Consider the following 26511-nt stretch of genomic DNA (forward strand, 5'->3'; position numbering starts at 1 on the left):
CACATTCATGACGTTACCCGGGCCGCCGATACGGGGGTCGGGGCCGATTCATCTGCGTGGCGAAACTCGCCGGTCGTCCCGTTGCGAATGTCTCGTGACAGCGCCTGTCACCTCTTATATCCGGTGAGACATGGACAGCGTCGCGACTGAGCAAAAGCCACAGGTGGACGAGCGCTTCGATACTGCGCGGATCACCGCGGCGGTCGATGCGCTCGCCGAGAAGCACGAGGGGCGCGAGGACGCGTTCCGCACGGCGATGGCGCAATTGCTCAAGGCGGAGCTGATCGCGGCGCGCGCCGCCGCACAGGCGATCCTGTTGAAGGACCGCCACGGCCGCCGCTGCGCCGAGCGGCTGTGCCACGTGCAGGACGAGATCATCCGCATCCTGTATTCGGCCGCGACGCGCCATCTCTACCGCTCGCCGATCCCGAGCGGCGCCGAGCGCATGGCGGTGGTGGCGACCGGCGGCTACGGCCGCGGCCTGATGGCGCCGGAATCGGACATCGATCTGCTATTCATCCTGCCCTACAAGCAGACCGCCTGGGGCGAGCAGGTCGCCGAAGCGATCCTTTATTGCCTCTGGGACATGGGGCTGAAGGTCGGTCACGCCACGCGATCGGTCGACGAATCGATCCGGCAGGCGCGCGGCGACATGACGATCCGCACTGCGATCCTGGAGACGCGGTTCCTCACCGGCGACAAGCCGCTCTATGAGGAGCTGGTCGAGCGCTTCGACAAGGAAGTGGTGCAGGGCACCGCGTCCGAATTCGTCACCGCAAAGCTCGCCGAGCGCGAGGAGCGCCACCGCCGCGGCGGCCAATCGCGCTATCTGGTCGAGCCCAACGTCAAGGACGGCAAGGGGGCCTTGCGCGACCTGCACACGCTGTTCTGGATCGCCAAATACGTCTACCGCGTGCGCGATACCCACGAGCTGGTCGGGCGCGGCGTGTTCGACGCGCAGGAATATCGCACCTTCCGCCGCTGCGCCGATTTCCTCTGGTCGGTGCGCTGCAATCTGCACTTCTATTGCAACCGCGCCGAGGAGCGCCTGTCCTTCGATCTCCAGCGCGAGATCGCGATCCGTCTCGGCTACACCTCGCATCCCGGCATGCAGGACGTCGAGCGCTTCATGAAGCATTACTTCCTGGTCGCCAAGGAAGTCGGCAACCTCACCGCCATCCTCTGCGCCAAGCTCGAGGACCAGCAGGCCAAGCCCGCGCCGGTGCTGAGCCGGATGATGGCGCGGCTGCGACCGACCGCGGTGAAGCGGCGCGTCCCCGACAGCGACGACTTCATCGTCGACAACAACCGCATCAATATCGCCGCGCCCGACGTGTTCAAGCACGACCCGGTCAACCTGATCCGCATCTTCCGCCTCGCGCAGAAGAACAACCTCGCCTTCCATCCGGACGCGATGCGCGACGTGACGCGCTCGCTCGGCTTGATCAACGCCGGCTTGCGCGAAAATCCCGAGGCCAACCGGCTGTTCATGGAGATCCTGACCTCCGACAATGCCGAGATCGTGCTGCGGCGGATGAACGAGACCGGCGTGCTCGGTCATTTCATCCGTGCCTTCGGCAAGATCGTCTCGATGATGCAGTTCAACATGTATCATCACTACACCGTCGACGAGCACCTGATCCGCTGCATCGGCTTCCTGCAGGACATCGAGCGCGGCGGCATCGAGGAGTTCGCGCTGGCGAGCGACCTGTTCCGCAAGATCCGGCCCGAGCATCGCGCGGTGATCTACATCGCGACGCTGCTGCACGACGTCGCCAAGGGCCGGCCCGAGGATCACTCCATCGCCGGCGCCAAGGTGGCGCGGCGGCTCTGTCCCCGGCTCGGCTTCAGCCCTGGTGACACCGAGCTCGTGGCCTGGCTGATCGAGGAGCACCTGACGATGTCCACGGTCGCGCAGTCGCGCGACCTCTCCGATCGCAAGACCATCGAGAACTTCGCTGCCGTGGTGCAGTCGGTCGAGCAGATGAAGCTGCTGACCATCCTGACCACCGCCGACATCCGCGGCGTCGGGCCGGGCGTGTGGAACGGCTGGAAGGCGCAGCTCTTGCGCTCGCTGTACTACGAGACCGAGCCGGTGCTGACCGGCGGCTTCTCGGAAGTCGACCGCGGCAAGCGGCTCGCCGCCGCGCACGCCGAATTCCGCATGGCGTTCGCCGAATGGCCGAAGGACGAGCTCGACGCCTATATTGGCCGGCACTATCCGGCCTACTGGCTCAAGGTCGAGCTGCCGCGCAAGATCCGGCATGCCCGTTTCGTCCGCTCCAGCGAGCAGGCCGGCCACAAGCTGGCGATCAATGTCGGTTTCGACGAGGTGCGCGGCGTCACCGAGCTGACGATCTTCGCCGCCGACCATCCCTGGCTGCTGTCGATCATCGCCGGCGCCTGCGCCTCGGCCGGCGCCAACATCGTCGACGCCCAGATCTACACCACGACCGACGGCCGTGCGCTCGACACGATCTCGATCTCGCGCGAATACGACCGCGACGAGGACGAGGGCCGGCGCGCCACGCGCATCGGCGAGATGATCGAGGACGTGCTGGAGGGCAAGCTGCGCCTGCCCGAAGTGGTGGCGCGGCGCACCGTGCGCAGCAAGGCAAAGCCCTTCGTGCTCGAGCCGGAGGTGACCATCAACAACCAATGGTCCGATCGCTACACCGTGATCGAGGTCTCCGGGCTCGACCGGCCCGGCCTGCTCTACGAGCTGACCACCGCGATCTCCAAGCTCAATCTCAACATCGCCTCGGCCCATGTCGCGACCTTCGGCGAGCGCGCACGCGACGTGTTCTACGTCACCGACCTCCTGGGCGCACAGATCAATGCGCCGACGCGCCAGGCCGCGATCAAGAGCGCGCTGACCCATGTGATGGCCGGCGACAAGGCAGTGCAGCCGGCGGCTTGAGCTTCTCGTCATTCCGGGGCGCCGCGCAGCGGCGAACTCAGGTGCGCAATTGCGCACCTGAGAATCCATCGAGCCACCGGTTACGCGGACAAATGGATTCCGGGTTCGCACTACGCGCGCCCCGGAATGACGAGTGGTGAGGTTGGCGCTTTAGCCCTTCACACCTCCACGCCCTCGTGCCGCAATAGCCAGCGCTTGCGCGCGAGGCCGCCGCCGTATTTCACCAGCGAGCCATTCGCGCCGATCAGGCGGTGACAGGGCAGCACCACGCTGATCGGGTTGGAGCCGTTGGCGTGGCCGACGGCGCGAATCGCCTTGGGCATGCCGATCTTTGCGGCGAGCGCGCCGTAACTCAGCGTGGTGCCGACGGGAATTTGTGCGAGCGCGGTCCAGACCTTCTGCTGGAACGGCGTGCCGGCGGTGCGCCAGGCGATGCCGGAGAGCTGGCCGAGCTCGCCTTCGAAATAGGCCGACAGCGCGGTGCGCATCTCTGCCGGCGCCGGCCGATCGCTGAGATCGACGGTCCCATAATGCAGGCGCAACAGCTCGCGCATCCGCTGCTCGTAATCATGCCAGTCGAGCGCCCGCAGCCTGCCCTCGGCATCGGTGACCAGCAGCGCGATCCCGATCGGCGTCGCCAGGCGATCGAGGCCGAAGCGTTCAGGCATCTTGGTTGATCGGACAGGCATGCGACACCAGGCGGTCGAAACACGTCGATCGCACTTGCCATGGCGGTCGTGCTAACGTCCACCCGAAAGCTGATGCTTTGGGGAGCTCACCTTACAGGCACTGCCGGCGGCAATCGCGCTGATTGCGATGTTTCTCGCCTGAGACGCACCAGCACAGCGCCGCGATCCTTGCGCTGCGGCGAACCTTCCTCCACAATCTTCGGCAGCGATGGCGACCGTTGCAATCAACGGAGAAAGACCATCGGCCGAAAATTCCGTCAGGAGGAACGAACCAACATGAACAATCGCAGAGCCTTCTTAGCTGCCACGGCGGCGTTCGCCGTCGCAGTCTCGACCAGCCAGGCCCTCGCCCAGAAGAAATACGACACCGGCGCAAGCGACACCGAGATCAAGATCGGCCAGACCGTGCCGTTCTCCGGCGCCTATTCGGTCTATGCCAATATCGGCAAGACCCAGGCCGCGTACTTCAAGATGATCAACGATCAGGGCGGCATCAACGGTCGCAAGATCAACCTGATCCAATATGACGACGCCTATTCGCCGCCGAAGACCGTGGAACAGGTGCGCAAGCTCGTCGAAGGCGACGAAGTGCTGTTCACGTTCCAGCTGATCGGCACAGCCGCGAACGCCGCCGTGCAGAAGTACCTCAACGGCAAGAAGATCCCTCAGCTGCTGGCCTCGACCGGCGCCGCGCGCTTCAACGATCCGCAGAACTATCCCTGGACCATCGCCTACAATCCCAATTACGTGTCCGAGGGGCGGATCTACGCGAAATACATTCTCGCCAATCATCCCAACGCCAAGATCGGCGTGCTCTACCAGAACGACGACATGGGCCGCGACTATCTGGCCGGCCTCAAGAGCGGTCTCGGCGACAAGGCCGCCAGCATGATCGTCGGCGAGGTCTCCTACGAGGTGACCGACCCGACCGTCGACTCGCAGGTGGTCAAGCTGAAGTCGATGGGGGTTGATCTGTTCTATGACGCCTCGACGCCGAAATTCGCGGCACAGGCGATCAAGAAGCTCGCCGATCTCGGCTGGACACCCGTGCACATCCTCGACATCAACGCGAGCCCGGTGTCGGCGACGCTGAAGCCGGCCGGCCTCGACATCTCCAAGGGCATCATCTCGACCAACTACGGCAAGGATCCGGGCGATCCCCAGTGGAAGGACGATCCGGGCGTGAAGGCCTTCTTCGCCTTCATGGACAAATATTTCCCCGAAGGTGACAAGCTCAACACCGTCAACACCTACGCCTATTCGGTCGCCGAGCTGCTGGTGCAGGTCTTGAAGCAATGCGGCGACGATCTGACGCGCGAGAACGTCATGAAGCAGGCCGCCAATATCAAGGGCTACGTACCGAGCCTGGCGCTGCCCGGCATCAAGATCAACACGGGCCCCAACGATTATCGCGTCAACAAGCAGATGCAGATGATGAAGTTCAACGGCGAACGCTGGGAGCTGTTCGGACCGATCATCGAGGACACGGGCCCCTCGGGCTAGGGGGCTTCTGCCTCTGCGACGTCATGCCCGGGCTCGTCCCGGGCATCCACGTTCTTGGCCAAAGGGAAGTCGTGGATGGCCGGGTCAAGCCCGGCCATGACGATGGCGAGAGATTCGCCGCATGACATTCAGGTCGGTATCTCCCCAAAGTTCTTCCCGACCGGCAGCACGGCGTGCCGGATCAGCCGCGAATCCTCCACCGCGGCCTGGCGGTGCTTCACCGCCTCACGATAGACGGGGTCGCGGATCATCTCGACGAAGGCGGCGACGCTCGGATATTCGGCGATGAAGCAATGGTCCCAGCGTTCCTCCTGCGGACCGATCAGCATCAGCTCGAATTTGCCCTGCCAGACGATGCGGCCGCCGAGACGTTCGAACACCGGGCCGCTGTCGCGGCCATAGGCCGCATAGGCTTCCGCGCCGCTGGCCTTGCGGCCGTCAGGATAGGCCGCCTCCTTGCGCAGGCGCACCAGGTTGAGCATGTGGATCGGGCCCGGGCGATCGTTCTCCCGGAATTGCGCGAAGATCTCCTTGGTCGGATCGATATGGCCCATGGCGCTCCCTCTTTTTATTGACACGCGCGATCCTAGCTCCGGCATCCCGGAAGCGGAACTGCGGCCGGCGAATGCCGCATCTCCTAATCGCGCGTTAACGCCGGGGTAACCCGGCCTTAAACAGCGACCGCTAGCGTCTCGGCGGGGCGGGCTGACCGGGCGTTTTGCGTATGGCGTGGGGAAAGAAAAAGGGTGCGCGGAAGGAGCCGCTGTTCGGCTTGCCCGCGGCGCTCGCCGATCTGCGCCTCACCCCGGCAGACCGCGTTCCCGGCGGCGACGACAAGCCGAAGAAATCCGCCAAACCAACCGCCAAGCGCAAGGGCGAGGGTGCCGGCGACGAGCCGCCGCGCGAGCGCAAAGCGCCAGCCAGCCGCAGCGGCGCCAAGCGGCGGTCGAAGTCGCGCTTCGGTGCCGGCCTCGGCCGCCTGGTCTATTGGGGCGCGGTGCTGAGCCTGTGGGGCGTCATCGCCGTGATCGGCGTCGTGATCTATGTCGGTGCGCATCTGCCGCCGATCCAGTCGCTGGAAATCCCCAAGCGCCCGCCGACGATCCAGATCGTCGGCATCGACGGCAGCCTTCTGGCGCAGCGCGGCGAGATGGCCGGGGCCAATGTCGCGCTGAAGGATTTGCCGCCTTACCTGCCGAAGGCGTTCATCGCCATCGAAGACCGCCGCTTCTATTCGCATTTCGGCATCGACCCGGTCGGCATCCTGCGCGCCCTCGTCACCAACGTGCTTCATCGCGGCGTCTCGCAGGGCGGCTCGACCCTGACGCAGCAGCTCGCGAAAAACCTGTTCCTGACCCAGGAGCGCACCATGCAGCGCAAGCTGCAGGAGGCGGAGCTCGCGATCTGGCTGGAGCGCAAGCATTCCAAGGACGAGATCCTGGAGCTTTACCTCAACCGCGTCTATTTCGGCTCGGGCGCCTACGGCGTCGAGGCGGCGGCGCAGAAATATTTCGGCAAGTCGGCGAAGACCGTGACGGTCGCGGAAGCCGCGATGCTGGCGGGCCTTGTCAAGTCGCCGTCCCGCCTTGCGCCGAACCGCAACCCCGAAGGCGCCGAAGCGCGGGCGCAAGTAGTGCTCGCGACGATGGCGGACGCGAAATTCATCACCGACGCGCAGGCGAAGGCCTCGATCGGCCATCCCTCCTACAACGTGAAGCCGGCCGGCGCCGGCACGGTGAACTACGTCGCCGACTGGATCGGCGAGGTGCTGGACGATCTGGTCGGGCAGATCGACGAGAGCATCAAGGTCGAGACCACCATCGATCCGAAGCTGCAGAGCGTGGCGGAAGCCGCCATCATCGACGAGCTCGCGGCCAAGAGCGTGAAGTTCAACGTCAGCCAGGGCGCGCTGGTCGCGATGACGCCCGACGGCGCGGTGCGCGCCATGGTCGGCGGGCGGAACTATTCCGAGAGCCAGTATAATCGCGCGGTCACGGCCAAGCGCCAGCCGGGCTCCTCATTCAAGCCGTTCGTGTACCTGACCGCGCTCGAGCAGGGGCTGACGCCGGACACGATGCGCCAGGACGCGCCGATCGAGGTCAAGGGCTGGAGACCTGAGAACTACACCCACGAATATTTCGGCGCGGTGACGCTGACCCAGGCGCTGGCGATGTCGCTCAACACCGTCGCCATCCGCCTCGGCCTCGAGGTCGGGCCGAAGAACGTGGTGCGCACCGCGCACCGGCTCGGCATCTCCTCCAAGCTCGAGCCCAACGCCTCGATCGCGCTCGGCACGTCGGAAGTCTCCGTGGTCGAGCTGGTCGGCGCCTATGCGCCGTTCGCCAATGGCGGCCTCGCAGTGGCGCCGCATGTCGTCACGCGGATCAGGACGCTCGGCGGCAAGCTGCTCTACATGCGCCAGCCGGAGGAGCGCAATCAGGTCATCGACCCCCGCTATGTCGGCATGATGAATGCGATGATGCGGGAGACGCTGATATCGGGCACCGCCAAGAAGGCGGAGATCCCGGGCTGGCCGGCGGCCGGCAAGACCGGCACCAGCCAGGATTATCGCGACGCCTGGTTCATCGGCTACACCGCGAGCCTCGTCACCGGCGTCTGGCTCGGCAACGACGACAACTCGCCGACCAAGAAGGCGACCGGCGGTGGCCTGCCGGTCGAAGTCTGGTCGCGCTTCATGAAGGCCGCACACGAGGGCGTGCCGGTGGCAGCCTTGCCGAGCTCCCCTAGCGGCTGGGGCCTATCGAACCTCGCGCAGGCGGCCGCGCAGGTGTCGCCGCCGACGCCCGGCGCACCGCCACAAGCGAACGCGGGCGGCTATCGCCCGCCGCCTCCGACGCGCGCCAATGTGCGCCCCGAGGCCGCCGCCGGACTCGATGGCTGGCTCATGGATCGGCTGTTTGGCGGGAATCGGTGAGCGCAGGCTGCGGCCAGTCGGGGTCTCGAAACAAAAACTGCGAAAACAACCCCATGCACAGTAGCCGACGATAGCAAAATCAACGGCTTGTGCGGGCGGCACGGACGGTTGAAGCACGAACTCGGGTGTCATTCCCTCCTGGAGGGAGTAGTCGGCAAGCTCTCGCCTCACCCTGGGTGTCATCCCCGCGAAGGCGGGGATCCATAACCACAGAAAGGAGCTTCGGCACGCAACTCGTAACCCCGAGTCTTCGCCAAAACCTCTCTCTGTGGTTATGGGTCCCGGATCTGCGCTCCGCTTCGCTGCGCTTGTCCGGGACGACGGAGATGGATTGGTAGCGCCGTCCTAATCCTCGACACCGTACCGGTGCAGATCGTTGCCGCAGGTGTCGAGCCACTTCTTGGCGCGCTCCATCGACGGGCAGACTTTGCCGCAGACGCGCCAGAAGCGCGGCGAGTGGTTCATCTCGACGAGATGGGCGACCTCGTGCGCGGCGAGGTAGTCGAGCACAAAGGGCGGGGCGAGGATCAGGCGCCAGGAGAACGACAGCGAGCCGGCCGAGGTGCAGGAGCCCCAGCGGCTGGACTGATCGCGGATCGAGAGCCGCTTGACCCTGACCCCGAGCTCGGCAGCGTAGACCTCCGCCGAGCGCTGCAGGTCGCGGCGCGCCTCGCGCTTGAGGAAATCGCTGACGCGGCGGTCGACATGCTCGAGGCCGCCGGCGACGCAGAGAATGCGCTCACCGCTGTCGCGCACCTCGGTCCACACCGTGCCGCGCTGACCGGCGCGATGGACGATGCGATGCGGCGTGCCGCGCAGCGGTATCACCGTGCCCGGCTGGAAGGGTGCGGCCTTCGGCAAGCGGCCGAGACGCGCAGCGATCCACGCACCGTGACGCTGTGCGAAGTCTTTGGCTTCGGCGAGCGTGCCGCGCGGCGGCATGGTGAGGATGGCTTCGCGGTCGCTCGGATGAATTCTGAGCGTGTAGCGGCGCGCGCGGCGGTGTCTTCTCAGTCGAATCGCAAAGAATTGCGATCCGTGGGTGATGACGAGGGTCTTTGGTTCGTGGGGCCGACGATAAAGGAGTGCGCGTGTGGCCATGTCTGTCAGTCCGGGGGGCAGGAGAGCGCCCGGATTCTGCCATAACCGCCGCCAGGGAAAGCGCTCGGCGCAAAAACAAATCATTTGCCCAATATACAGCGGTCAGGCGTCCGGGAGACCCTACAGACTGGGGTTGGAACCATCAATTTTCGCCCCCGCTGGATGCATGCGACACCCCCAAAGGGTGAGGGCAGACTCACTCCTATAAAACTACCTAAATACCGCGAATCTGGCGGGAACTTGCCCCTGCCGGAGGCCCCGGCAGAGGCCGAAATTTCGACGGGAAAGCCGAAATTCAGGGTTATTCAGCCGCAAGCGCCCGCAACGAAGCAGGATTCGCAGCCGAAACCATGAAGTCGTGAATCCGCGGCATGATCTCCGACTTGAAACGCGATCCGTTGAACACGCCGTAATGTCCGACGCCCTTCTGGACGTAATGAACACGGCGATGATCGGGAATCGCGCTGCACAATGCATGCGTCGCTTCGGTCTGACCGAGACCGGAAATGTCGTCGTTCTCGCCTTCGACCGTCATCAACGCGACGCGCTTGACCTTGGAGGGATCGACGCGGGTTCCGCGATGGGTCATCTCGCCCTTCGGCAGCGCGTGCTTCACGAACACGGTGTCGACGGTCTGCAGGTAATACTCGGCCGGCAGATCCATCACCGCGAGATATTCGTCGTAGAAGTCGCGATGCTTGTCGGCGAGGTCGCCGTCACCCTTCACCAGATGGGCAAACAGCTGCTTGTGCGCATCCATGTGCCGGTCGAGATTCATGCTGATGAAGCCGTTGAGCTGCAAGAATCCCGGATAGACGTCGCGCATCATGCCCGGATGCGGGAACGGCACCTTGGTGATGACGTGGTTGCGGAACCAGTCGATGCCGCGCTCCTGGGCGAGGTCGTTCACCGCGGTCGGATTGCGGCGGGTGTCGATCGGGCCGCCCATCAGCGTCATCGAGGTCGGCACGAACGGATCGCGCCGCGCTTCCATGATGGAGACGGCCGCGACGACGGGGACGGAGGGCTGGCACACCGCCATCACGTGGGTGTTGCCGCCGAGCACATGCAGCATCTCGATGACATAGTCGATGTAATCGTCGAGATCGAAGCGGCCTTCGCTCAAGGGCACCATGCGGGCATCGGCCCAGTCGGTGATGTAGACCTCATGCGCCGGCAGGAAGGCTTCGACCGTGCCGCGCAGCAGCGTCGCATAATGGCCGGACATCGGCGCCACGATCAGCACGCGCGGCTGCGGGCTGCGCAGCGGACGGGTGAACTTGCGGTCGAAGTAGAGCAGCTTGCAAAAGGGCTTTTCCCAGACCGAGCGGATCTCGACGGGGACGCGGATGCCGTTGACCTCGGTGTCGTTGAGGCCCCATTCCGGCTTGCCGTAGCGGCGCGTGGTGCGCTCGAACAATTCGCAGGCCGCGGCGACCGACTTGCCGACCTCGGTGCGCGACCAGGGATTGAGGGGATTCTGAAACAGCAGCTTGGTCGCGTCGGTGACCGCACGAGCCGGATTGAGAGAGGCGTGCGCCATCTCGTACATCCAGTACATCGGCGTCGTCAGGACCGGACTGCCTTCTGCCGCCAGGGGCGGCGCGCCGCCAAACTCACCAATAGGCATATTATAATCCTCTTCGCATCGCAGCATACTGCCGAATGCGCAATATTGCGTCAATGCATGGTTCCGTACATCTACGTGCCCGAAAAGACCAAATCAGCGTGAATCCACGGGAAAGTGACATTATTCGCCGCCCGACAGCAGCGAGCCGTGCCGCTTTGCGCTGCGCAAAAGGGCAAGGAATGCCCCAAAAGATGCAGCCAAGAGACCCGCGTTGATCATCAACGCCTCCAGCATCAGATCGGTCCTGAAGGTCTTCTCGATCAGCAGCGCGCGCATTCCCTCGAAGGCATAGGTCGGCGGCAATGCCCAGGCGACGTATTGCAGCCAGACCGGCAACACGCTGACGGGATAGTAGACGCAGGCGAGCGGCAGGATCGCGAACATCAAGGTCCAGACGATGCTCTCGGCGCCGAGGCCGTTACGCACCACGAGGCCCGAGACGAAGATGCCGACCGACCAGCTCGTGAAGATCAGATTGCAGAAGAACGCGATCAGCGGCAGGCCGAGCGCATAGACGTTGAAGTGAAACAGGAACAGGGCGAGCAGGGTCATCGGAATGATCCCGATCGCAAGCCGGATCAGGCTCATGACCATCAGCGCCAGCAGAAACTCGATCGGCCTCAAGGGGCTCATCATGAGATTGCCGAGGTTGCGCGCCCACATCTCCTCCAGGAACGAGATGGAGAAGCCGAGCTGGCCGCGGAACAGGATGTCCCAGAGGATGACGGCGCCGATCAGCGTGCCGCCGGCGCGCGCGAAGAAATTGGCGTTCTCCGCGATGTAGAGCTGCAGAAAGCCCCAGGTGATGACCTGCAGCGCCGGCCAATAGAGCAGCTCGAGCAGCCGCGGCCAGGACGACAGCAAGAGATACCAATAGCGCAGGATCATCGCGCCGATGCGATGGAGCGAGATGCCGCGGTGGAGGGCGAGCTCGGTCATGGCAGCTCCTTCATCGTGAAAGGAGTCGTCATTCCGGGGCGATGCGTAGCATCGAGCCCGGAATCCATCGGCCCGCAGCAAACGTCGCGAAATGGATTCCGGGCTCGCGCTCCGCGCGCCCCGGAATGACTGCGGAGACACGAGAGCCCCCTCACCGCACCGCCTCCTTCGCGCCGTTGGCCCGGCCGCGCGCGACGTCCAGGAACACCTCCTCCAGCGTGGTGCGGTTGTAGCGGGCCATGATCGACTCGGGCGTATCGTCGTCCTCGATGCGGCCGCGCTTCATAATGATGACGCGGTCGCAGAGCCGCTCGACCTCGAGCATGTTGTGCGAGGCCAGGAGAATGGTGGCGTTGTGGTCCCGGCGATACTGCTCCAGATGCGCCCGCACCCAATCGGCGGTATCAGGATCGAGCGAGGCGGTCGGCTCGTCCAGGAGCAGTAGCTCGGGCTGGTTGATCAGCGCCTTCGCCAGCGCCACGCGGGTCTTCTGCCCGGCGGAGAGCTTGCCGTTGGCACGGTCGATGAAGTCGCCGAGGTCGAGATCTGCGGCGAGCCTCGCAATGCGGTCAGCGAGGTTCTTCACCGCATAGAGCTTGCCGAACACGGTGAGGTTCTGCCGCACCGTGAGCCGCATCGGCATGTCGACATAGGGGCTCTCGAAATTCATCCGCCCCAGCACGGATGCGCTCTCGTCCGGCATCTCATGACCGAGCACCTGCACGCGGCCGGAGGTCGGCAGCACCAGGCCCATGATCATCGCGATGGTCGTGGTCTTGCCGGCGCCGTTGCCGCCGAGCAGCCCGGTGATGCTGCCGCGGGGCAGCGTAAACGAGATGTCGTCGACGGCGCGGGTCTGCTTGTAGACCTTGACGAGGCGATCGACGGCAATTGCCGCGGACGAACCTCGATCCGCGACAGTCGGCCGACTTGAAGCCTTGCCATTCTCGGTCATGCTGGCCGTTCTTCTGCTATTGCATCGGCGAGCGCAAGGCTCGATGTAAGGGCCCTCACCGGGCGGTTCCGTCAGCCCAGCGTTCGTGACCTTGGAAGGCGCCGCCACATTGGCCGATATGACCGAAATTGCCGATTCCGACTTCCGCCACGCGCAGCGGCATATCCGGCTGGACACGATCCTGCGGCTGCGCTGGCTGGCGGTGCTGGGGCAACTCGCCGCGATCTTCATCGTGGCACAGGGGCTGGAGTTCAACGTCGAGATCGTTCCCTGCGTCAGCATCATCGCCCTGTCGGCGGCGCTCAACCTCGCACTCCAGACCGCGGCCAATCCGATGCAGCGGCTGGAGCCGATGCAGGCGGCCGGCCTGCTCGCGCTGAACATTGTCGAGCTGGCGGGCCTGTTATTCTTCACCGGCGGACTGCAGAACCCGTTCTCGTTCCTGTTCCTCGCACCCGTGCTGATCTCGGCCACGGCGCTGCCGGCCCGTTTCACCTTCGGCCTCGGCCTGCTCGCGGTGGCCTGCGCGTCGGTCCTGTTCTTCTTCCATTTCCCGTTGCCGTGGGATTCCGACGACCCCCTGGTGCTGCCGCCGATCTATCTCGTCGGGGTCTGGCTCTCGATCGCGCTCGCGATCGGCGTCACCAGCCTCTACTCCTTCCAGGTGACCGAGGAGGCGCGCAAGCTCGCAGACGCGCTGGCCGCGACCGAGCTGGTGCTGACGCGCGAGCAGCATCTGACCCAGCTCGACGGCCTTGCTGCCGCGGCCGCGCACGAGCTCGGCACGCCGCTCGCAACCATCTTCCTGATCTCGCGCGAGCTGGACAAGACGGTGAAGGACCCAAGCATCGCCGCCGACCTGAAGACCTTGCGCGAGCAGGCCCAGCGCTGCCGCGACATCCTCAGCAAGATCACCCAGCTCTCCCCCACCGGCGCGCCGTTCGACCGCATGAAGCTGTCGGAGCTGATCGAGGAGGTGGTGGCGCCGCACCGCGATTTCGGCGTCGAGATCAAGGTGCGGATCGCGGTGGCAGCAGTGGCCGAGCCGGTCGGCTCGCGCAATCCCGCGATCCTCTACGGCATCGGCAACATCGTCGAGAACGCGGTCGATTTCGCCCGCACCACCGTCGAGGTGAACGCCTGGTGGAACAAGGACCATATCGAGCTCGTGATCTCCGACGATGGACCGGGCATTCCACCCGACATCCTCAACCGGATCGGCGAGCCCTATCTGTCGCGGCGACGCCCCCAGGATGATGGCGGCGCCGAACGGCGCGGACTCGGTCTCGGCGTGTTCATCGCGCGCACCTTGCTGGAGCGCACCGGCGCCAAGGTCTCGTTTACCAACCGGATCTTTCCGGACCATGGTGCGGTGGTTCAGATCACATGGCCGAGACAGCGTTTTGAGGCTATCGAGACGCGCGAAGAAACAATAGAATAGGCATGATCCCGGAAAAGTGTTCTGCGGTTTTCCGATAGGATCATGCTGAAAACAAGAATCGCGAGCGCGATGGCAATTCATCGCGCTTGAGACCGCGACCTTGCGTCGCACGACGGGGCGGATCGACGATTTGCCGCCTTGGCACCGCCCCGATACGGCGCCATATGTCAATGCGCTGGAGAGAGGACACAACCTTGAACGCCATTGCCGAACTGAACGAACAGACCGACCGCTCGCTGCTCATCGTTGAAGACGACAAGCCGTTTCTGGAGCGTTTGTCGCGGGCCATGGAGAGCCGCGGCTTTTCGGTGACGTCATGCGACACGGTCTCGGACGGACTGGCGCAGATCGGCAAATCGGCGCCCGCCTTCGCGGTGGTGGATTTGCGGCTCGGCGACGGCAACGGCCTCGACGTCGTCTCGGCGCTGAAGAAGAAGCGGCCGGATGCGCGCGCGATCGTGCTGACCGGCTACGGCAACATCGCCACTGCGGTCACCGCGGTGAAGATGGGCGCGATCGACTATCTCTCCAAGCCCGCGGATGCCGACGACGTCGTCGCCGCGCTGCTCTCGACCAACACGGACAAATCCGAGCTGCCGGCCAACCCGATGTCGGCCGACCGCGTCCGCTGGGAGCACATCCAGCGCATCTACGAGATGTGCAACCGCAACGTCTCGGAAACCGCGCGCCGGCTCAACATGCACCGGCGCACGCTGCAGCGGATCCTGGCCAAGCGCGCGCCGAGGTAACGGTGTCGTAGGGTGGGTAGAGCGAAGCGAAACCCACCTCATTCGCGCCGCGCACTGGGTTTCGCTTCGCTCTACACCCATCCTACGGACTGGGTCCCGGCTCTGCGCGGCAGCGTTTCACGCTGCAGCGCCTCCGGGACACGGGAGCATCCTACTCCCAAAAATCCGCGTGGCCCTGCGGATCGACCAGGCGGTTGATCCGCAAGGCCGCGGCCATCGCGAACCGCACCGTCATCTGCTTGCGCGTGGCGGCGGCGAGCTTGTGCTCGGGGGCCTCGCAATGCAGGTGCGCGCCGTAGGCGTCGGCGACGATCAGGCCGGTGTCATCGGGGAAGATCTCGCACGGCAGATCCTGCGTGAAGGCGAAGAACAGCCGGTCGCAATGGGCGCGGTATTCGTGCCATTTCTGATCGGCGCGCAAATCCTCGACCGACGACTTGATCTCGACGATCCAGATCTCGCCGCGCTCGTTCAGCGCGACGAGATCGGCACGCCGGCCCGACGGCAGCGGCAATTCGCTGATGCAGGAGAAGCCGAGCGAGCGCAACAGACGCGCGGTGCCGCGGGCGATGGCCAGCGCCGTCTCCGACTGGCGGCGATCCGGCGGCGGCACGAGGGTGATGCGGGCGGTGTTGTCCATGGCGGGAGGATAGCCGATTCCATCAATGGCCGACACTGTCTCCCACCCGTCATTCCGGGGCGCGCCACTTGGCGCGAGCCCGGCCGCTCTCGCCGTCAACACTTATCACGCAGCCGCCGCACCCGGGCGGAACCATCCAGGCCGCCCGCGCATGATCGACGATCTCTGGTACAAGAACGGTGTGATCTATTGCCTGTCCGTCGGCTCCTACATGGACGCCGACGGCGACGGTGTCGGCGATTTCAAGGGCCTGTTGCGGCGGCTCGATTACCTGCACGGGCTCGGCATCACCACGATCTGGCTGATGCCGTTCCAGACCTCGCCCGGCCGCGACGACGGCTACGACATCGCCGACTATTACAGCGTCGATCCGCGCTACGGCACGCTCGGCGACTTCGTCGAATTCGCCCATGGCTGCAAGCAGCGCGGCATCCGCGTCATCATCGACCTCGTCGTCAATCACACCTCGGACCAGCACCACTGGTTCAAGGAAGCGCGGCGCAACAAGAGCTCGCCCTATCGCGACTGGTACGTGTGGTCGGACAAGAAGCCGGCCGGCGCCAATAAGGGCATGGTGTTCCCCGGCGTGCAGAAATCGACCTGGACGCGCGACAAGGAATCGGGCGCCTATTACTTCCATCGCTTCTACGATTTCCAGCCGGATCTCAACACCTCGAACCCGCATGTGCAGGCCGAGATCCTGAAGATCATGGGCTTCTGGATCCAGCTCGGCGTCTCCGGCTTCCGCATGGACGCCGTACCCTTCGTGATCGCGACCAAGGGCGCGAAGGTGAAGAAGCCGGTCGAGCAATACGACATGCTGCGCGCCTTCCGCGAATTCCTGCAATGGCGGCAGGGCGACGCTATCATCCTCGCCGAAGCCAATGTGCTGCCGAAGACCGACATGGAATATTTCGGTCGCGACGCCGACCGCATGCACATGATGTTCAACTTCCAGGTCAACCAGCACCTGTTCTATGCGCTGGCATCCGCCGACTCGCGCCCCCTGGCGAAGGCGCTGAAGGCGACCAAGCCGCGGCCGGCGACGGCGCAATGGGGCCTGTTCCTGCGCAATCACGACGAGCTCGATCTCGGACGCCTGACCCAGTCACAGCGCGAAACGGTGTTCAAGGCATTCGGCCCCGACAAGGACATGCAGCTCTACGACCGCGGCATCCGCCGGCGGCTCGCGCCGATGCTGGGCGGCGATCGCAGGCGGCTCGAGCTCGCCTACAGCCTGATGTGCACGTTGCCGGGGACGCCCGTGATCCGCTACGGCGACGAGATCGCGATGGGCGACGATCTCTCGCTGCCCGAGCGCAATTGCGCGCGCACGCCGATGCAATGGTCGACCGAGCCGCATGGCGGCTTCACCAAGAGCGACAAGCCGGCATGCCCGGTCATCGACAAGGGCCCTTACGGCTTTCCGCACGTCAACGTCGCAAAACAGCGGCGCGATCCGAATTCCATGCTGAACTGGACCGAGCGCATCGTCCGCATGCGCAAGGAGGTCCCTGAGGTCGGCTGGGGCGATTTTACCGTCATTGCCGTGCGCGATCCCGCCGTGTTCATCATGCGCTACGACTGGCGCAACAATTCGGTGCTGTTCGTGCACAATCTCGACGAGAAGCCGCGCGAGGTCGCGTTCTCGGCCGGACTGCCCGGCGATGCCGGGAAGCTCCTGATCAACCTGCTCGCGGAGGACCACAGCCACGCCGACAAACGCGGCCAGCATCGCGTCGTGCTGGAGCCGTACGGCTACCGCTGGTACCGGGTCGGCGGGCTGGATTATCTGTTGAAGCGGAGCGACATCGACGACGACGCCGTAGGCCGGAAGAAGCATCCGAGCTAGCTCGAAATGTCGGGTCTGCCCCGCCGCCTCAACAATCGTCATTGCGAGCGCAGCGAAGCAATCCAGAATCTTTCCACGGAAAGACTCTGGATTGCTTCGTCGCAAGGGCTCCTCGCAATGACGAGGAGATAGCGGTGGGCATCCCTTTCGTCGTCGCGCTGCGCTTGTCCGGGACGATAGTTTACGGCGGCGCCACCACCACGCCCTCATTGCCGCGCAGGTTCAGCACGCCTTCGATCTCCTCACCTTCGCGATCCAGGAACGTCGACAGCAGGATGCTGCTGCCGAACCGGATCGCGCTGGTGGTCACCGCGACCGGATCGGGGCCGAGATTGAGCGCCACGATCACGGCCTTGCCGCCGGCCTCGCGGCGGTAGATCAGGAGATCGCCTTGCGCGGCGATCGGATGATAATCGCCTGCGACCAGCGGGGGACAGCTCTTCCGCAAGCCGATCAGGCGCCTGTAGAGGCACAGAATCGAGCGCGCATCAGATTCGAGATTGGCGACATTCTCGCGGATGTGGTCCTCCGGCAGCGGCAACCACGGCCTGACCTCGGAGAAGCCGGCGAAATTCGAGGAATCCCACTGCATCGGCGTGCGGCAGCCGTCGCGGCCAACGCCGATGCCAGGCACGTTCTTCTCGAAGGGATCGCGCACGTCCTCCGGCGCGATCGCAAGCTGGTGCATGCCGATCTCGTCGCCGTAGTAGAGCGTCGGCGTGCCGCGCAGCGTCAGCAGCAGCATCGCCGCGACTCGGGCCTGCTCGGGCCCGACGCGGCTCGCGACGCGGGGGCGATCGTGATTGCCGAGCACCCAATTGGGCCAGGCACCGCGCGGCAGCGCCTTCTCGTAGTCCTCGATGATCTTCTCGATCGAGCGGGCGCTCCAGAAGGTCGAGAGCAGCGCGAAGTTGAACGGCATCTGCGCGCCGGTGAGGTCGTTGCCGTAATAGGCCATGAGCCGGTGCAGCGGCAGATAGATCTCGCCGATCAGGACGCGCGCGCCATAGGAATCGGTGACGCGCCGCATCTCGGCGATGACGTCGTGCACCTCCGGCTGGTCGGTGGAATATTGCGTCAGGATCCTCTCGTTCGGCGGGCGGCCCTCGACGTAATGCGGGTTGGCCGGGTTGTCGCGGAATTCGGCGTCCTTGATCAGGTGCCAGATCACGTCGACGCGAAAGCCGTCGACGCCCTTGTCCAGCCAGAACCGCATCACGTCGCAGATCGCGGCGCGGACGTCGGGATTGCGCCAGTTCAGATCCGGCTGCTGGGCGAGGAAGGCGTGGTAGTAATATTGCCCCGTGGTCTCGTCGAAAGCCCACGCGCTGCCGCCGAATTCGGACAGCCAATTGTTCGGCACGCCGCCGCCTGGCGCCGGATCGCGCCAGATGTACCAATCGCGCTTGGGATTGTCGCGCGAGGACCGGCTTTCGACGAACCAGGGGTGCTGGTCGGAGGTGTGGTTCGGCACGAGGTCGAGGATCAGCTTCAGGCCGTTGTCATGGGCGGCCGCGAGCAATGCATCGAAATCCGCCATGGTGCCGAACAGCGGCTCGATGCCGACATAGTCCGAGATGTCGTAGCCGAAATCCGCCATCGGCGAGGGAAAGATCGGCGACAGCCAGATCGCATCGACGCCGAGCGATTTGACGTAAGGCAGCCGCTTGAGGATGCCGGCGAGATCGCCGACGCCGTCCCCGTTCGAGTCCTGAAACGAGCGCGGATAGATCTGATAGAAGACGCCGTCGCGCCACCAATTCTCGTTGTCGTGAGCCATGCCGAAGACCCCAAAATCTGCCGCCTTGCGCGGGAGAACGCGACAGCAACGCCCCGGTTCAAATTGGCCGGCCAATTGGGACGGCCGTGTGACAGTTGTTCCCCGGCGCGGGGGCGAATCTTTGCTTGGCGGCCCGGCAAAAATCGGCATTGTGAGGCCATGACCGAGCAAAACGACACCAAAGCCAAGGCGGGCGCGATCATCGTTCCCGTGACGCTGTTCGAGCAGAACTGCACCATCATCTGGGACGAGCCTTCCAAGAAGGCCGTGGTGATCGATCCCGGCGGCGACGTGCCGAAGATTCTGGATGCGATCAAGCAAACCGGCGTCACCGTGGAGAAGATCTGGCTGACCCATGGCCATATTGACCACGTCGGCGGCGCGGCCGAGCTGCGCGATGCGCTCAACGTGCCGATCGAGGGGCCGCATGTCGCAGACAAGTTCCTGCTCGACAATGTCGTGGCAAGCGGCGCGCGCTTCGGCATGACCGGAGGACGCGATTTCACGCCGGACCGCTGGCTCGACGAGGGCGACAGCGTGTCGATCGGCGGCTTGCAGTTCGACGTCCTGCATTGTCCGGGTCATTCGCCCGGCAGCGTGGTGTTCTTCAACAACGATCTGCGGTTTGCCCATGTCGGCGACGTCCTGTTCGCCGGCTCGGTCGGACGCACCGACCTGCCCGGCGGCAGTCACGCCACGCTGATCAACTCGATTCTGACGAAACTGCTGCCGCTCGGCGACGACGTCGGCTTCATCTGCGGCCACGGCGCCGGCTCGAGCATCGGCCAGGAGCGGATGACCAATCCGTTCATCACCGGCGAGATGTAGGTGTATCTATTCGGCGGCGTCTGCGAGCGCCGCCGTCTCGCTGAGATTACGCTCGCCCCATTCGCGAATGGCGGCGACGACGGGCACAAAACTCTTGCCCTTGCGTGTGAGGCGATACTCGACCTTGGGCGGGACCTCGCCAAAATCCTTGCGGTCGATCAGGCCGCTCATCGTCAGTGCCTTCAATTCGCGGCTGAGCACGCGCGGGGTGATCTCGGCGCTGCCTGACGCGCCGCGCAGCAGGCCGCTTCTGATCTCGCCGTAGCGGCGCGGGCCGTCCTTGAGATCCCAGACGATGCGCAGCTTGTATTTGCCGCTGATCATCTTCTGAAACGCCGCAACCGGACAGGTGCGCGCGGGGGACGTCTTCGCCATGTCGTTTCCTCCATGTGGAAGATTCTTGTTTTGACGCGTTTTCTTGACGCGAACCGGTATCCACTTCGCTCGAAAACGCTATGCGATGAGGATAGGAGCAACGGCGAAAAAGTCCATACTATCAATTTTGTCCGTACTTGCAGGATCGTATCGAGCGCGCAGATGATGACGCACACGAAGCAAGGAGCGTCACATGAAGCACTTCATGATCAGATACCAGTTCAGGAACGGCACGACGGAGGAATGGCACCGGGAGATCGGCCGCTTCATCAGGGCGATCGACGCCGATGCGGAGCTGAAGGGGAGGATCGGCTATCGCTGCCTGAAGCATCGCGACGACGGCAGCTATCTCCACTTCGCCAGCGTCGCCGACGATGCCGCGCAAAAGACGCTGCAATCGCGCGACTTCTTCAAGCACTATCAGGAGATGACGCGGAAGGTCTCGGGCGGCGAGGTGACGGTGACGCCGATCGAGGTGATCGATCAGACGGGGTAGCTTTGTCGCGGAGCTGAAACGACGGCGGGGCTACTTCATCAGCCCCGCGGCCGTGAGCGCGCGCGTGATGATCTGGCCGAGGTCGAAGCCGCGCGCCTTCTCGCGCGGCGGTTTGGCCGGCTCCGCGGCGACCGCGGCGCGGATCGAGCGGGCGAGATGCGGTGCGGGCGAGAGCGCCGGTTTTGCGGCAGGCTTCGTGGCGGACTTCACGACAGGCTTGGCGTCCGCCTTCGTCGTCGCAGCGTCCGCAATCCAGCCGGTGAGGCCGAAGAACTTCGCGATGTGGTAGGACGAGGAGATGCCTGCCTCGATCAGGAAGGCGCCTTCGATGCCGTAGCGCCGATCGTTGTCGGCGAGCCCGAGCGGCGTGCCGTGCGCCATGTCGGTGATGGCATAGGACTCGACCAGCGTCTCGCCGTCCTTGTCCCACCAGGCCTGGCGCGGATAGCCGTCGACATTGGTCTCCGCCATCGGCACGTCGGGAAGGCCATGCAGGTCGAGCCATTGCTTAACGATCTCGTTGGCATTGCCGGGATTGACGGTGCGGTCGGCGCTGCCGTGCCACACCGAGACCCTCGGCCAGGGCCCGCGATGATCGGAGGCGCTGCGCACGAGATCGCCGAGCTCGCGTGCGGGACGCGCCGGGGAATGAAACATGCCGTCGAGCGCCTCGCGCAGATTGGAGGCGATGCCGTAAGGCAGCCCGGCAATGATCGCGCCGGCCGCGAAGATCTCCGGATAGGTCGCGAGCATCACCGAGGTCATGCCGCCGCCCGCCGACAGGCCGGTGATGAAGACGCGCCCGGGATCGATGCGATGGGTCTTCACCATGTGCGCGATCATGGCGCGGATCGAACGCGGCTCGCCAGAGTCCCGCGCGGTGTCCTCGGGATTGAACCAGTTGAAGCAGGTGTTGGCATTGTTGCTGCGCTGCTGCTCGGGCATCAACAGCGCAAAGCCGTAATGCTGCGCGAGCGTCGACCAGCCCGCGCCGAGGTCGTAAGCGGCCGCGGTCTGCCCGCAGCCATGCAGCACGACGACCAGCGCGCGCGGCCGCTGCAATTGCGCCGGCACGAACGCGAACATGCGCAAGGCGCCGGGATTGTCGCCGAAGTCCGTGACCTCCTGCAGCGGGCTGAATCCATCTGCACCGCGGCCGGGCTCGGGCAAGCGCAGTCCGTCCAGGCGGGGCAGACGTCTCAAGAGGTCGATATTTCTGGCTAAGGACACGGCAATTTCCTGGTGGGCGACGTTTAACGTCGAGCTCAACCAGATAGTTGCTGCGACGCAAAATAAAAAGACCGTGCGCTGTCAATCTCGATGAATTCGCAGGAAATCCGCAGGAATCCGCACTATTAACCGCAATGCCTCGATCTCGTGCCGATGCGCGGCGCATCCGCGCCGGAAATGCGGCGCCGATTATGACGAATGTCACAAACAGCGCGAGCGAGGCGAGGCATTCTGCGCGTGCTGATTGTGAAGCGTTCGACACCCAGGTGTCGAACGCGAATGAACGGACCGGCCCAATCGTGCAGCCGTGTCGTTATCGTGACGAAGCGCGACGCGGGCGAGGAATACGCAACATCTGCTCGCAACGACGCATGCCTGCATTCCACCGCGCGGGACATCGCATGATTGCGTTCGTGCCGTCAGGCACGTAGCCTGACACGGCCAACAAACAGAAAATTCAGCCGGAGAGAACGCCATGGCGCGCCTGAAGTTCGGAGCCTTTCTTGCCCCGCATCACCCGATCGGGGAGCATCCGATGCTGCAGTTCCGGCGCGATCTCGACCTGGTCGAGCAGCTGGATGCGCTCGGCTATGACGAGTTCTGGTGCGGTGAGCATCATTCCTCGGGCTGGGAGATGATCGCCTCGCCCGAGATGTTCCTGGCCGCGGCCGGCGAGCGCACCAAGCGCATCAAACTCGGCACCGGCGTGGTGTCGCTGCCCTATCATCATCCCTTCAACGTTGCGCAGCGCATGGTGCAGCTCGACCATATGACCGGCGGCCGCGCCATCTTCGGCTCCGGACCGGGCGCGCTCGCCTCCGATGCGCACACGCTCGGCATCGATCCGATGACGCAGCGCGACCGCCAGGACGAGGCAATCGGCATCATCCGCCGCCTCTTCAACGGCGAGCGCGTCACCGCCAGAAGCGACTGGTTCACCATGAACGACGCCGCGCTGCAGATCCTGCCCTTGCAGGAGGAGATGCCGTTCGTGGTGGCTTCGCAGATCTCGCCCTCCGGCATGACGCTGGCCGGCAAATACGGCATCGGCATCATCTCGCTGGGCTCGATGACGACGCAGGGCCTGATGTCGCTGCAGCAGCAATGGCAGTTCGCCGAGGATGCCGCCAAGAAGCACGGCACCACGGTGCGCCGCGCCGACTGGCGCGTGCTGCTGACCTGGCACATCGCCGAAACGCGTGAACAGGCCCGCCGTGAGGCAGGCGCCGGGCTGATGCGCTGGCACAACGAGTATAATGTCGGCACGCTGCAGCGGCCTGGCCTCACCGCGTTCTCATCGCCCGACGAGGCCGTCGACAAAACCGCCTTCGTCGAGGGGGCCGCGTCCACGATCGGCACGCCCGACGATCTCGTCAAGACCATCAAGAACGTGATGCAGGTCTCCGGCGGCGTCGGCGCCATCATCGGCTTCGTGCACGACTGGGCCAATCCGGAAAATACGCGGCGGAGCTGGGACATGGTGGCGCGCTACGTCGTGCCGGAGATCAACGGCTATATCGACGGGCTGCGCAGGTCGCAAAAATTCGTGATCGAGAACCGTGCGATCTTCGAGCGTGCGGGCCAGGCCGTGATGGCCAAGATCATGGAGAACGAGAAGGCCGCCGAGGCGCTGAAGGTGACCGGCCCCGGCCGCGTCGCCATCCCCGCCGTCAACGCGCCGGATCTGCAGAAGGAAGCGGCGAAGCGGTAGGGCGCGAAGCCAATCTCCATCGTCGTCCCGGACAAGCGCGCCCCAAGCGCGCGCAGATCCGGGACCCATACCCACAGGGAGGAGTTTGGCGGAGACTCGGAGTGGGAGCTTCGCGCACAACTGCTTCCTGTGGTTATGGATCCCCGCCCCCGTGCGCAATTGCGCACTAGGCGGGGATGACGATCTCCGCTGTGATAACCTGCACGGCCCCCGCCGAGCCATCGTTCCAGTATCGTGCTATGCTCGCCAGGCCCGCAACCGGAGCAATCGTCATGTCGATGCAGAATGTGGCCGCCCCTGCGCTTCCGTTCACGCCGCCCAGGCGCAACGAGCTGACCCACATTCCCGGTGACGAAGGCTGGCCGATCATCGGCAAGACCTTTCAGGTGCTCGCCGATCCCAAGGGCCATATCGAAGCGAACGGCGCCAGATACGGCCTGGTCTACCGCACGCATTTTTTCGGCGAGACCAATGTCGTGCTGCTCGGGCCCGAGGCCAACGAGCTCGTGCTGTTCGACCAGCAGAAGCTGTTCTCCTCGACCCATGGCTGGGACAAGGTGCTGGGGCTGTTGTTTCCGCGTGGATTGATGCTACTGGATTTCGAGGAGCATCGCCTGCATCGCAAGGCGCTCTCGGTCGCGTTCAAGTCCGGGCCGATGAAGTCCTATCTCGGCGATCTCGACCGCGGCATTTCCGCGCGCGTCGCGCAGTGGAAGGCGAAGGCGGGCGAGATGCAGCTGTATCCGGCGATGAAGCAGCTCACGCTCGATCTCGCCGCGGCCTCGTTCCTCGGCGCCGATATCGGGCCCGAGGTCGACGAGATCAACCGCGCCTTCATCGACATGGTGGCCGCCGCCGTCACCCCGGTCCGCCGCCCCCTGCCCGGCACCCAGATGGCGCGAGGCGTGAAGGGACGCAAGCGCATCATCGCCTATTTCCGCGAGCAGATTCCGCTGCGGCGCGGCAATCATGGTGGCGACGATCTGTTCTCGCAGCTCTGCCGCGCCACCCATGAGGACGGCGCGCTGCTGTCGGACCAGGACATCATCGACCATATGAGCTTCCTGATGATGGCCGCGCACGACACGCTGACCTCGTCGCTGACCTCCTTCATCGGCGAGCTCGCCGCCAATCCGGACTGGCAGGATCGCTTGCGCGCCGAGGTGCTCGCGCTCGGCCTCGCCTCCGGCGCGCCGACCAGCTTCGACGCTCTCGAGAAGATGCCGCTGACCGAGATGGCGTTCAAGGAAGCGCTGCGGCTCAAGCCGCCGGTGCCGTCGATGCCGCGCCGCGCGATGCGCGATTTCAGCTTCAAGGGTTTTGCCATCCCCGCCGGCACCGCGGTCGGCATCAATCCGCTCTATACCCACCACATGAAGGAGATCTGGCCGGAGCCGGACCGCTTCGATCCCCTGCGCTTCACCGAGGACGCGCAGCGCGGCCGCCACCGCTTCGCCTTCGTGCCGTTCGGCGGCGGCGCGCATATGTGCCTCGGCCTGCACTTCGCCTACATGCAGGCGAAATGCTTCGCGCGGCATTTCCTGGAGAACATCGAGGTGTCGCTCGCGCCGGGCTACAAGCCGGACTGGCAGATGTGGCCGATCCCGAAGCCGCGGGACGGATTGCGGGTGCGAGTGAGGGCGGTTTAGCGCTGAGCTCTCGTGTCCCGGACGCGCGAAGCGCGAGCCGGGACCCAGAATCTTACCACACGTGCTGCTTGGAGAGATGGGCCCCGGCTCTGCAGCGCGTCGCCGAAGGGGCGCCGCGCTGCGTCCGGGGCACGAGACCTGCTCCTACGCCCCCTGGTCGAACGCCTTGCGCAAGGCCACATAACCCTGCTGCTGCTGGCTCCAGTTGCGGCCGCCGGTCATGGCGCCGTCGACGACGAGGTCGTGGCCGTTGACGAAGCTGGATTCGTCGCTGGCCAGGAACACTGCGGCATGGGCGATGTCTTCGGGGAGGCCGGCGCGCGGAATCGGCTGCGCGGTCTTGTAGACCTCGCGCATCACCGCCGGCGTCTTCTCGGCGGCATCGGTCGAGAGCCCCAGCGCCTTGCCGAAGATGCCGGTCGCGATCGCGCCGGGCGAGATCGAATTGACGCGGACGTTGGATTCGCCGAGCTCCATGGCCACGCATTTGGTGAGGTGGATCACCGCCGCCTTGGCCGCGCTATAGACCATCGACGACGAGAAGCCGGCGAGGCGGCCGGCAATGCTGCCATTGTTGATGATGCTGCCCCCGCCCTGCTTCTTCATGTAGGGCGCGGCGTGCTTCATGCCGAGCATGACGCTGCGCACCAGCGTCGCCATCGCCGCATCGAACCGCTCGACCTCGAGGCTCTCGATGCCGCCGGTCTGTGCCGGCCCGCCGGCGTTGTTGAACAGGCAATCGATCCTGCCGAACTTGTCGACCGCGAGCGCGATCAGCGCCTGCATCTGCGCTTCGACGGTGACGTCGGTCTGCTGGAAGACGCAACTATCCCCGAGCTGCTTCGCCAGCGCCTCGCCTTCCGGTACGCGCCGGCCTGCAATCACAATTTTGGCACCTTCGGCAACGAAGACTTCCGCAGTGCGCAATCCGATGCCGCTCGTCGCCCCCGTGATCACCGCAACCTTGCCGTCCAGCCTGCCCATGGAATGTTCCTGTTTTCGAGTGATTTGATGCCAAATGGCGAATGCCGGCCGCCGCCGTCGCCGCAGCGGTCACTATTCCTGCCCGCTTCCGACAAGGCAAGCTA

General features: G+C 64.8%; 21 protein-coding genes. 10 read left to right on the top strand and 11 right to left on the bottom strand.

The window, feature by feature from the left end:
* Positions 1–130: 130 nt before the first annotated feature.
* A complete protein-coding gene (locus HZZ13_RS27600; RefSeq protein ID WP_197962675.1) occupies positions 131–2920 on the top strand; it encodes a [protein-PII] uridylyltransferase in 2790 nt (929 codons plus the stop codon).
* Positions 2921–3078: 158 nt separating this feature from the next.
* Here HZZ13_RS27600 and HZZ13_RS27605 read toward each other — a convergent pair whose 3' ends face one another.
* On the bottom strand, positions 3079–3609 hold the full coding sequence (locus HZZ13_RS27605; protein WP_197962676.1) for a methylated-DNA--[protein]-cysteine S-methyltransferase: 531 nt from the start codon (positions 3607–3609) through the stop codon (positions 3079–3081).
* 276 nt (positions 3610–3885) lie between these two features.
* Here HZZ13_RS27605 and HZZ13_RS27610 point away from each other — a divergent pair, with 276 nt between their 5' ends.
* Positions 3886–5112 (top strand): ABC transporter substrate-binding protein, encoded by a 1227-nt coding sequence (locus tag HZZ13_RS27610; RefSeq protein ID WP_197962678.1) that lies wholly within the window; start codon positions 3886–3888, stop codon positions 5110–5112.
* Between the two features lie 128 nt (positions 5113–5240).
* On the opposite strand, the gene HZZ13_RS27615 is transcribed toward HZZ13_RS27610, so the two are convergent.
* Positions 5241–5666: a DUF1330 domain-containing protein gene (locus HZZ13_RS27615; RefSeq protein WP_197962680.1), complete on the bottom strand. Its 426-nt coding sequence runs from the start codon at positions 5664–5666 to the stop codon at positions 5241–5243.
* A 170-nt stretch (positions 5667–5836) separates the two neighbouring features.
* Here HZZ13_RS27615 and HZZ13_RS27620 point away from each other — a divergent pair, with 170 nt between their 5' ends.
* Positions 5837–8047, top strand: a complete 2211-nt coding sequence (locus HZZ13_RS27620; protein ID WP_197962682.1) for a transglycosylase domain-containing protein — start codon at positions 5837–5839, stop codon at positions 8045–8047.
* 345 nt (positions 8048–8392) lie between these two features.
* Here HZZ13_RS27620 and HZZ13_RS27625 read toward each other — a convergent pair whose 3' ends face one another.
* From HZZ13_RS27625 to HZZ13_RS27640, 4 genes are all read right to left on the bottom strand, one after another.
* Positions 8393–9232, bottom strand: coding sequence for a M48 family metallopeptidase (locus HZZ13_RS27625; protein WP_197962684.1), 840 nt, complete (start codon positions 9230–9232; stop codon positions 8393–8395).
* A 217-nt stretch (positions 9233–9449) separates the two neighbouring features.
* Positions 9450–10778: a polyhydroxyalkanoate depolymerase gene (locus tag HZZ13_RS27630; RefSeq protein WP_197962686.1), complete on the bottom strand. Its 1329-nt coding sequence runs from the start codon at positions 10776–10778 to the stop codon at positions 9450–9452.
* A 120-nt stretch (positions 10779–10898) separates the two neighbouring features.
* Positions 10899–11717: an ABC transporter permease gene (locus HZZ13_RS27635; RefSeq protein ID WP_197962688.1), complete on the bottom strand. Its 819-nt coding sequence runs from the start codon at positions 11715–11717 to the stop codon at positions 10899–10901.
* 151 nt (positions 11718–11868) lie between these two features.
* The gene (locus HZZ13_RS27640) at positions 11869–12672 is read right to left on the bottom strand and encodes an ABC transporter ATP-binding protein (RefSeq protein ID WP_197962689.1); all 804 of its coding nucleotides are present in this window, start codon (positions 12670–12672) and stop codon (positions 11869–11871) included.
* Between the two features lie 118 nt (positions 12673–12790).
* Between HZZ13_RS27640 and HZZ13_RS27645 the strand changes: the two genes are divergently transcribed.
* Both HZZ13_RS27645 and HZZ13_RS27650 read left to right on the top strand, forming a co-directional pair.
* Complete coding sequence (locus HZZ13_RS27645) at positions 12791–14113, top strand: ActS/PrrB/RegB family redox-sensitive histidine kinase (protein ID WP_197962782.1); 1323 nt, start codon at positions 12791–12793, stop codon at positions 14111–14113.
* Positions 14114–14307: 194 nt separating this feature from the next.
* The gene (locus tag HZZ13_RS27650; protein WP_271541680.1) at positions 14308–14862 is read left to right on the top strand and encodes an ActR/PrrA/RegA family redox response regulator transcription factor; all 555 of its coding nucleotides are present in this window, start codon (positions 14308–14310) and stop codon (positions 14860–14862) included.
* Positions 14863–15013: 151 nt separating this feature from the next.
* Here the strand turns inward: HZZ13_RS27650 and HZZ13_RS27655 are convergent, their stop codons facing one another.
* On the bottom strand, positions 15014–15502 hold the full coding sequence (locus HZZ13_RS27655) for an MmcB family DNA repair protein (RefSeq protein ID WP_036024021.1): 489 nt from the start codon (positions 15500–15502) through the stop codon (positions 15014–15016).
* 151 nt (positions 15503–15653) lie between these two features.
* Between HZZ13_RS27655 and HZZ13_RS27660 the strand changes: the two genes are divergently transcribed.
* A complete protein-coding gene (locus tag HZZ13_RS27660; protein WP_197962690.1) occupies positions 15654–17354 on the top strand; it encodes an alpha-amylase family protein in 1701 nt (566 codons plus the stop codon).
* A 181-nt stretch (positions 17355–17535) separates the two neighbouring features.
* On the opposite strand, the gene HZZ13_RS27665 is transcribed toward HZZ13_RS27660, so the two are convergent.
* The gene (locus tag HZZ13_RS27665) at positions 17536–19134 is read right to left on the bottom strand and encodes an alpha-amylase family glycosyl hydrolase (protein ID WP_197962691.1); all 1599 of its coding nucleotides are present in this window, start codon (positions 19132–19134) and stop codon (positions 17536–17538) included.
* Between the two features lie 159 nt (positions 19135–19293).
* On the opposite strand from HZZ13_RS27665, the gene HZZ13_RS27670 reads away from it, so the two are divergent.
* Complete coding sequence (locus HZZ13_RS27670; RefSeq protein ID WP_197962692.1) at positions 19294–19962, top strand: MBL fold metallo-hydrolase; 669 nt, start codon at positions 19294–19296, stop codon at positions 19960–19962.
* A 6-nt stretch (positions 19963–19968) separates the two neighbouring features.
* Here the strand turns inward: HZZ13_RS27670 and HZZ13_RS27675 are convergent, their stop codons facing one another.
* Positions 19969–20337: a winged helix-turn-helix transcriptional regulator gene (locus HZZ13_RS27675; protein ID WP_197962693.1), complete on the bottom strand. Its 369-nt coding sequence runs from the start codon at positions 20335–20337 to the stop codon at positions 19969–19971.
* Positions 20338–20530: 193 nt separating this feature from the next.
* Between HZZ13_RS27675 and HZZ13_RS27680 the strand changes: the two genes are divergently transcribed.
* On the top strand, positions 20531–20833 hold the full coding sequence (locus HZZ13_RS27680; RefSeq protein ID WP_197962694.1) for a hypothetical protein: 303 nt from the start codon (positions 20531–20533) through the stop codon (positions 20831–20833).
* Positions 20834–20863: 30 nt separating this feature from the next.
* Here HZZ13_RS27680 and HZZ13_RS27685 read toward each other — a convergent pair whose 3' ends face one another.
* Entirely contained in the window at positions 20864–22063 is a 1200-nt protein-coding gene (locus tag HZZ13_RS27685; protein WP_197962695.1) for an extracellular catalytic domain type 1 short-chain-length polyhydroxyalkanoate depolymerase, read from the bottom strand.
* Between the two features lie 475 nt (positions 22064–22538).
* Between HZZ13_RS27685 and HZZ13_RS27690 the strand changes: the two genes are divergently transcribed.
* Positions 22539–23774: an LLM class flavin-dependent oxidoreductase gene (locus HZZ13_RS27690; RefSeq protein ID WP_197962696.1), complete on the top strand. Its 1236-nt coding sequence runs from the start codon at positions 22539–22541 to the stop codon at positions 23772–23774.
* A 272-nt stretch (positions 23775–24046) separates the two neighbouring features.
* Positions 24047–25423 carry a cytochrome P450 gene (locus tag HZZ13_RS27695; RefSeq protein WP_197962697.1) on the top strand — a complete coding sequence of 459 codons (1377 nt, stop codon included), beginning with the start codon at positions 24047–24049 and terminating at the stop codon, positions 25421–25423.
* A gap of 144 nt (positions 25424–25567) precedes the next feature.
* On the opposite strand, the gene HZZ13_RS27700 is transcribed toward HZZ13_RS27695, so the two are convergent.
* Entirely contained in the window at positions 25568–26407 is an 840-nt protein-coding gene (locus HZZ13_RS27700; RefSeq protein ID WP_197962698.1) for an SDR family NAD(P)-dependent oxidoreductase, read from the bottom strand.
* Positions 26408–26511: the final 104 nt, after the last annotated feature.

This window comes from Bradyrhizobium agreste (assembly GCF_016031625.1).
GTDB classification, from domain to species: domain Bacteria; phylum Pseudomonadota; class Alphaproteobacteria; order Rhizobiales; family Xanthobacteraceae; genus Bradyrhizobium; species Bradyrhizobium agreste.